Source organism: Flavobacteriales bacterium, assembly GCA_016779995.1.
Classification (GTDB): domain Bacteria; phylum Bacteroidota; class Bacteroidia; order Flavobacteriales; family UBA7312; genus UBA8444.
Genome location: JADHMO010000005.1, coordinates 120,738 through 128,557 on the forward strand (window position 1 = coordinate 120,738; position 7,820 = coordinate 128,557).

General features: G+C 31.5%; 8 protein-coding genes. All 8 read right to left on the reverse strand.

Going from position 1 to position 7,820, the window contains the following annotated elements; translation table 11 throughout:
* Window positions 1-25 precede the first annotated feature (25 nt).
* On the reverse strand, window positions 26-1,402 hold the full coding sequence (locus tag ISP71_05150) for an undecaprenyl-phosphate glucose phosphotransferase (protein MBL6663474.1): 1,377 nt from the start codon (window positions 1,400-1,402) through the stop codon (window positions 26-28).
* A 53-nt stretch (window positions 1,403-1,455) separates the two neighbouring features.
* Window positions 1,456-2,535: a DUF1972 domain-containing protein gene (locus ISP71_05155; GenBank protein ID MBL6663475.1), complete on the reverse strand. Its 1,080-nt coding sequence runs from the start codon at window positions 2,533-2,535 to the stop codon at window positions 1,456-1,458.
* Window positions 2,536-2,539: 4 nt separating this feature from the next.
* Window positions 2,540-4,369 carry a polysaccharide biosynthesis protein gene (locus ISP71_05160; protein ID MBL6663476.1) on the reverse strand — a complete coding sequence of 610 codons (1,830 nt, stop codon included), beginning with the start codon at window positions 4,367-4,369 and terminating at the stop codon, window positions 2,540-2,542.
* Window positions 4,370-4,412: 43 nt separating this feature from the next.
* Complete coding sequence (locus tag ISP71_05165) at window positions 4,413-5,531, reverse strand: DegT/DnrJ/EryC1/StrS family aminotransferase (GenBank protein MBL6663477.1); 1,119 nt, start codon at window positions 5,529-5,531, stop codon at window positions 4,413-4,415.
* Window positions 5,532-5,533: 2 nt separating this feature from the next.
* On the reverse strand, window positions 5,534-6,121 hold the full coding sequence (locus tag ISP71_05170; GenBank protein ID MBL6663478.1) for a sugar transferase: 588 nt from the start codon (window positions 6,119-6,121) through the stop codon (window positions 5,534-5,536).
* Window positions 6,118-6,873: a glycosyltransferase family 2 protein gene (locus tag ISP71_05175; GenBank protein ID MBL6663479.1), complete on the reverse strand. Its 756-nt coding sequence runs from the start codon at window positions 6,871-6,873 to the stop codon at window positions 6,118-6,120. Before ISP71_05175 ends, ISP71_05170 begins: the two co-directional genes overlap by 4 nt.
* Window positions 6,874-6,879: 6 nt before the next feature.
* Window positions 6,880-7,356, reverse strand: a complete 477-nt coding sequence (locus tag ISP71_05180) for a hypothetical protein (protein MBL6663480.1) — start codon at window positions 7,354-7,356, stop codon at window positions 6,880-6,882.
* The coding region (locus ISP71_05185; GenBank protein ID MBL6663481.1) for a hypothetical protein at window positions 7,353-7,820 on the reverse strand (468 nt) is incomplete at its 5' end. The genes ISP71_05180 and ISP71_05185, both read right to left, overlap by 4 nt.

Genomic DNA, 7,820 nt, shown 5'->3' on the forward strand with positions numbered 1-7,820 from the left:
TTCAAAGATACGAAAACACAAGAAACTATACCGCATTATCACTTCCTTTTATAAGATTAATTATTGTTAAAAAAATTAGTTTAATATCTAATAATAAGGTCCAGTTTTCTATATACCAAACATCGTATTTGACCCTATTCTCCATATCTTCTACAGACTTTGTTTCTCCTCTAAAACCATTGACTTGAGCTGACCCCGTTATTCCTGGAAACACCAATTGACGAACCATATAGCCATCAATAATATCAGCGTAGTCTTTGGTGTGCTTTATCATATGTGGTCTTGGCCCTACAACAGACATATCACCCATCAAGACGTTGAAAAATTGGGGCATTTCGTCAAGACTTGTCTTACGTAAAAACCTGCCAATTTCAGTTGTTCTTGGATCATTTTTAGTCGCTTGTTTCAAATCAGACATATCGTTTAATGTCATACTTCTGAACTTTAAGCATGTAAATTCTTTGTTATCTAAACCTGAACGAGTTTGCTTAAAAAAGATAGGTCCTTTGGAAGATAGTTTTATAAGAAGTCCAATTATTGGCACTAACCATGTCATTATTAACAGTATAACTATTAATGAAAAGATTATATCAAAAAGTCGTTTAATAATTCTGTTTAATTCATACTGCAGAGGCTCTTCTCTAAGTGTTATTACTGGAGAACCTCCTAAAAAATCTATCTTTATTTTTCTTTGCTTAAATGAATTAAAGTCAGGAACAATTCTTAACCTAATCATCTTATCATCACAAAATAGCATCATCTTACTCAGGGAGGTTTCATCTTCAATAGACTCCGAATAATAAATCTCTTCCACAGAATTATTTTCACAAAAACTTTCTAATTCATCAACGCTATAACATGGGCAATTAAAATTTTTATTATTTATTTTTCCATTGAAAATTGCTAAAAGTTTATACCCATGTTCTTTTTTTGAAAAGAACTGATGAAGCCTAAAAGATATATTGCCTGAGCCAATGATTACAACATTTTTATAGTTGTAACCTAATTTTCTATAGTTTTTAATAAGCAAAACCGAGAAAGCTCGCCATATTATTAAGAATACAAAAGCAAAAAATAATGTTAGATAAAGATAATCTCTTGAAAATGTATTGGCTTTAAGAGTGAATAAAAAGGTTGTAATCATCAAGCCATTAACAACAAAGGCTTTCAATAAATTTGATAGCATTATTTCAGTTCTGGCAGCCCTATCATAATCAAAAAGACGAAAAAATGAACCAACAAGTAACCAACTTAAGCACAATATGATCATTAAAAAAAGATATTTCTCGGAAATATCAATCGTATAAAAAACCAATTTGTAGGATAAAAGAAACGAAAAGCAAAGATGAAAAACATCACCTAAAGCAAAGAAAAGACGTAATTTTAGTGCTTTTGCATTCATCAAAAAACGAGTTAAGGTATAGAGTTATAAAGATACTAAGAAAAGGAAGTATTTCAAAATCCTGTTAAAAGTTGCTCATAATCTGAAATTATTTTTTCCCAATAAAATGTTTTTTCAATTTTATCGATATTATTTGAACATAGATTTTGGTAATCTGACTTAAGGCAAACTTCAATAATTTTAATCAATTGTTCTTGATTGGTAAAATATATAGCGTCCTCGTTTAAAATTGATGAATTGAAAATATTTTTATGCGAACAAATTAAAGCGTTTGAAGCCATAGCCTCAAGCAAAGAAGGGTTTGTTCCACCCACTGTGTGTCCATGAAAATATATATTTGAATAGTACCTTAAATTATTGAGCTTAGCCATATCTGCTACATAACCTAAAAAAACTACTCTAGAATCATCAACATTAGATAGAATTTTTTTTCCAAGTTTAGTATTCATATTTCCAATTACCACGAGTTTTCTTTTGACATTGGATTTTACGAAAGCATCAATTATTGTTTTAACATTATTTTCAGGCTCAATACGTGCTATTAATAGGTCATATTTGAATGGACTAAGGTTAAACTCATTAAGAATAACTTCATTTGGTGATTTGAAAACAGTTGCACCATAGGGGATATAAGTAGACTTCATGTCATATTTTTTTTGCAAATAAGCTTGAATGCCAAGTGAGTCAGAAATCAAAACATCACTATGTTTTACTGCTAATTTTTCAGCATACTTTAAAAACAAAGATACTGGTTTAGAAAATTTGTTTCGTTTCCATTCTAGCCCGTCCATATTGGTAAACAACTTTGAGGTGCGCTTAAATAGCCAATTCCATACCGAACTACTGGTATAACCTAACTGTAAAATGACATCAAAATTTCTTTTACGTGAATCTAAAGTGCAATTTAAATCATATATAAATTGACCTATTGTACCTAACTTAAACTCTGGGTCGTAGCAGTGAATTATATTCACTTCATTCCACTTGTTCTTTTGATAGGGGTGATTATGGGAATTATAAACAAAAACTTCATGTCCCATTTGGCACAAACCTTCTGATAAATATTGCGCAAATTGCTCAAACCCTCCATAATGATTTGGAATTCCCCTAGTTCCAAAAATGGCAATTTTCATCGAGCTAATTGGTTACTGGTTTAAACCCTTCAACTTTTTCAAGGAGAAGTTTTCTTATATTTTCAACATTGAGGTTTTGATGTGATTCCATTATGATACTAATAGATGTTTTCACATCTTCCCAAGAAAGTTTGGCCTCGTTAGCTTGCATAATTTGAGGGTGTTCAGATTGAATTACATCATGACCAATAAGTAACTCTTCATATAATTTCTCTCCTGGTCTAAGCCCTGTAAAAACCACTTTAATATCTCCTTCCGGATTTTCGTTAGTTATTGGACGGAGTCCACTAAGATTAATCATTCTATATGCTAAGTCTAAAATTCTAACTGGCTCACCCATATCAAGAACAAATACATCTCCACCTTTTGCCATAGCACCTGCTTGTAATACTAACTGCACCGCCTCAGGAATAGACATAAAATAACGGGTAACTTTAGAGTGTGTAACCGTAACTGGCCCACCTTCTTTTATCTGTTTCCTAAATAAGGGAACAACTGAACCCGCTGAATCTAAGACATTGCCAAAACGCACCATACTAAAACAAGTTTTGGTTTTTTCAGAATCTAGACCTTGTAGAATTAACTCTGAAAAACGTTTTGAAGCTCCCATAACATTGGTCGGTCGTACAGCCTTATCAGTGCTTATCAATACCATATTTTCAACTTCACATTCATGTGCACACATAGCCACATTGTAAGTCCCAATTGCGTTATTGTATACACCTTCAACAATATTTTTTTCAACCATAGGAACGTGCTTATATGCTGCTGCATGATATATGGTATCAATTTTATTTTCTGAAATAATAGATTTTACCATATTCATATTAGTCACATCAGATAAAATAGGTATGACTTCACAATCATTAATTTGTAGTGAGTTTAGCTCAAAGTCAATGCTATATAAATTAAACTCAGAATGGTCGAAAAGAACTAATTTACTTGGTTTTAAATGTATAATTTGTCTGCATAACTCTGAGCCTATACTTCCTCCTGCTCCAGTAATTAAAATATTTTTTCCTTGAATATTCTTTTTTAAGAGTGATAATTTTGGAGAGACAGGCACTCTCCCTAAAATATCCTCAACTTCAACATGTCTAATATTTTCAATAGATACCTTTCCTTCCACTAAAGAAGATATTGACGGTAAGAGTTTTACCTCAACAGGATATTTTGATAATTTTTTAAGTAAATCTCTTTTACCATTAGCGTTTAAGGAGGGAATGGCTAATAAAATAATTTTAGCATTCCTTTTATTAATTATACTTTTCAAATCACTAAAGGCATAGACTTTTGTAAAATTAATAAATGTTCCGTGCTTAGATTCATCATCATCTATAAATGCAATAGGTGCGTACTCATGATTTTTTCTTAAACTTTCTACTAATTGAGCTCCAGCACTTCCAGCACCATAAATAATAGTAGGCGTTCTGTTATTCACAAAATTATCCCATGAATACAAATATCCCTTAAAAACAAATCGACTTAAAACAACTATCATAGTTGAAACAAACCAAAATATTAAAACAACTGATCTCGGCATTGCTGAGTCAACAAGTAGTTGGGTGTCTCTAAAGATAAGCATTAAAAAGCCTATGGCCATTGTGGTAAGAGTAATAGCCTGAAATGATGCTACAACCACCTTTGAACCAACGTATTTTATTACTGAACGATATAAACCAAACTTGAGTAAAAGTGGAATAGCAATTATTGGTGTTATGATGAATATCCACCAATTGGGGTAAATATATTCTTTAGGCCAAAACAAACCCAACCTTAATGCAAATGAAAGCCATAACGCAAACTCAATGAAAAACAGGTCTACAAACAACATTATAAATTGCTTTTGTAACCTAGTAAGGTTTATTAGCTTACTTTTAAACATTATCTAAAATTTCTTTAGTAATTCTAATTAAGTCAGATTCATCGAGGTTTGAACCCGAAGGTAAACATAATCCTCTTGCAAATAAGTCTTCACATGCACTGCCACCAAAAAATAAACAATCTTTAAATATTGGCTGCAAATGCATGGGCTTCCATAAAGGTCGTGACTCTATATTTTCTTCGGCTAATGCAAGCCTTATTTTTTCTCTAGATTCAAAATCGGGAAGTAAAATTGTTGTAAGCCATCTATTAGAATAACAACCATCTGGTTCTTTTAAAAACTGAATCTTATCAGATTGTGACAATGCTTTTTCGTAAAAACTATGGTTGTTTCTTCTTTGTTCAACTCTTTTTTCTAAAACCTCTAATTGCCCTAACCCTATCGCGGCACAAACATTACTGAGACGATAGTTAAAGCCAATATTTGAATGCTCATAATGCGGCGCATCATCTCGGGCTTGAGTGGACAAAAATTTAGCCTTCTGAACATACTCATCATTCGAGGATACTAAAGCTCCTCCACTTGAAGTTGTAATAATCTTGTTTCCGTTAAATGAAAATATTCCTATTTCTGAAAGTGTTCCTAAAGGTTCATTAAAATAAGTAGAACCTAATCCTTCGGCAGCATCTTCAATAAGAGGAATTTCAAATTTACTTGCAACAGCTTTTATTTCTTTCATCTTAGCAGGCATTCCATAAAGGTGAACGACAATAATTGCTTTAGGCTTTACACCCGCTTTCAATCGATTTTGGATAGCTTCTTCTAGTTTGATAGGACACATATTCCAAGTGTCGTATTCTGAATCTATAAAAATTGGCTTTGCTCTCTGATAAACTATAGGATTAGCACTAGCCGAAAACGTAAAGCTTGAACATAATACTTCGTCACCATCGGAAACACCTAGCAATACTAAAGCCAAATGAATGGCAGCTGTTCCAGAGCTTAATGCAGCAACTGAGTGTCCATTGGAAAAATCTGAAAGCTTCTCCTCAAAACGGTTTAAATGAGGTCCTACAGGAGCTATCCAATTAGCATCGAAAGCTTCATTAACATACGCAATTTCACTATCGCCCATATGAGGAGATGACAACCAAATTTTTGAATTAGCCATTGTTAAAAGTTTGTTCTAAAGATTGTAGCAAAGATAATTTTTAAATCTAAAATTAAATTTTGATTGTAGTAATAGTCTAAATTTATGCGCACTTTATCTGGGAAAATTACTTCATTATTGTACTTCTCTGGATTTTCTTGATGGCTTAGCAACTCTTCTTCATTGGCATACTTTAAACTTGCAGGTCCTGTAATACCTGGTCGTAATTCCAAAATTAGTCTGTCTTCGCCTTGAAGCTCATCAGCAAAACCTTTTACATCGGGTCTAGGCCCTACAATACTCATTTGACCAATTAATACATTCCATAATTCTGGTAACTCGTCAAGTTTATACTTTCGAATAAATGCTCCAACCTTAGTAATTCTAACATCACCTTTTACAGATACTGTAGATTTACTTTTTTGAAGAACAGACATCGATCTAAACTTAATCATAGCAAATAATTTTCCGCCTTTACCTATCCTATTTTGTATAAAAAAAACAGGCCCTTTAGAGTCTAACTTGATAAGTATAGAAATTATAAGCATCAAAGGAAGCAAAACTAATATTCCGATAAATGAAGAAGTAAGATCAAAAAAACGCTTAATCATAAAATTCTTTTCTTTATAGCGTTATACGAATATCCAATAAAACATAACAAACTATATCCAATACTTAGCTTTTCTACAGTTCTGTAAACCTCCCAAACTTCGGTTGCAGCTTTCCATTTTTTTGAGGTATTGGAGTTAGAAACCAATCGATAATAGGCTAAGTTTTCATTTAGCCCATAAGCTGAAAATCCTCGTTTCATAATATCGAGCCATAGAGCCATATCATGACTTGAACGAATATTGGGCATCCTAAAATCGCCAGTTTGTTCTTTATCTATAATGACTGTTAAACAGCCAATAATTGTATTTTTTAGATAAGAATGATACTCTATTTTAGAAGGAACATGTATTACTGAAAATTTTTGAGAACCATTCTCAGACATCGGCTGATAGGCAGTGAAAGAAAAAGCACATTTTGACGATTGCATAAACTTTATTTGTTTTTCTAATTTAGTTGGCAGCCATAAATCGTCACTATCCAAAAAGGCGATGTATTTTCCTTTAGAATGAGCTAAAGCCTCGTTTCTAGCTTCTGCAGCACCAACATTTTTGGTTAAAGCTATCAATTTAATGCGACTGTCATTATTGCTAATTGATTGAATAAGCTCAACGGAATTATCCTTTGAAGCGTCGTCTACAATAAGCATTTCCCAATTAGTATAACTTTGACTTTGAACACTTGCTATACATTCCTTAATAAATAAAGAAGAATTAAAAGAGGGTGTTATGATACTAACGAGTTGACTTAACATTTCTTTTTAATCGATTATATATTGTTTGGTTATTGTTTTTTTTCCTCGACCAACCATCTTAAAACCTGTTTTAAGAATTCCGTGTTGACTTGATAAATTATCTTCAGCTGAAATAATCCAACATTTATTAGAATATTTTTTTGAAACTTGGTTGATTACAAAAGGAAAAAAACCTTTACCCCTAAATTTAGAATTAGTATGGCAGTTAATAATATGTTTTTCATCTTTCGACATAAAAGGATATTGAAGAGTTTTTGGAAAAATATGAGAATAATGACAAATGATGTTGGTTTTTAACTCTTTAACATATATAATTTCGAATTGACCTAAAGTTATTAGATACCAAAAAAAATATCTTAACTTAGAAGCAGAGTGTAGCATAAGTTTTTTGAGTGTAGGTTTATACCACACTATATAAAACTCATCGGATAATTCTAATTTCCGTTCCTCTAACCCAATATTTTTATAGAAAAAATAGTTCATTTAGTTATAAAACTTCTCCTAATATCTTCTTGCTTTTGTAAAACTTCTAACTTTCGAAAAATATTTAATGGTATTCGCTTTAATATAGCTCTAAAAATCCTTGCTAACATAAGTAATATCCAAAACAATTTATGATATTCAATATTTAATTTGCAATATGCCTTTCTGAACTTAAACTTACTTTCAAGAAAATCTTGAATTGAAGTATTGTGTGCTATACTTCTTGCACCATCACTAACAAATTTGAAATCTTTTTCACTTAGATAATATTCATTCATTGTATAAAAAAGAGAGTAACTTGGATAATATTTCAAATATTTTGGGTTGAATTTTATAGTTGTATAGTCTACGCAATCTTCAAAAGTTTTATTTTGACTATATGCTATCAATCCATTGGTTTCAGTAAAGTAAACTCCAAAAAAATCATAATCAGCAGATAATTTTTTAATATTACTATTAAATTC

Coding starts and splice junctions, on each gene's coding strand:
- ISP71_05165 (MBL6663477.1), bottom strand. CDS start 5,531: ATGGCTAATTCAAAAATTTGGTTGTCATCTCCTCATATGGGCGATAGT.
- ISP71_05150 (MBL6663474.1), bottom strand. CDS start 1,402: ATGAATGCAAAAGCACTAAAATTACGTCTTTTCTTTGCTTTAGGTGAT.
- ISP71_05175 (MBL6663479.1), bottom strand. CDS start 6,873: ATGTTAAGTCAACTCGTTAGTATCATAACACCCTCTTTTAATTCTTCT.
- ISP71_05160 (MBL6663476.1), bottom strand. CDS start 4,369: ATGTTGTTTGTAGACCTGTTTTTCATTGAGTTTGCGTTATGGCTTTCA.
- ISP71_05170 (MBL6663478.1), bottom strand. CDS start 6,121: ATGATTAAGCGTTTTTTTGATCTTACTTCTTCATTTATCGGAATATTA.
- ISP71_05155 (MBL6663475.1), bottom strand. CDS start 2,535: ATGAAAATTGCCATTTTTGGAACTAGGGGAATTCCAAATCATTATGGA.
- ISP71_05180 (MBL6663480.1), bottom strand. CDS start 7,356: ATGAACTATTTTTTCTATAAAAATATTGGGTTAGAGGAACGGAAATTA.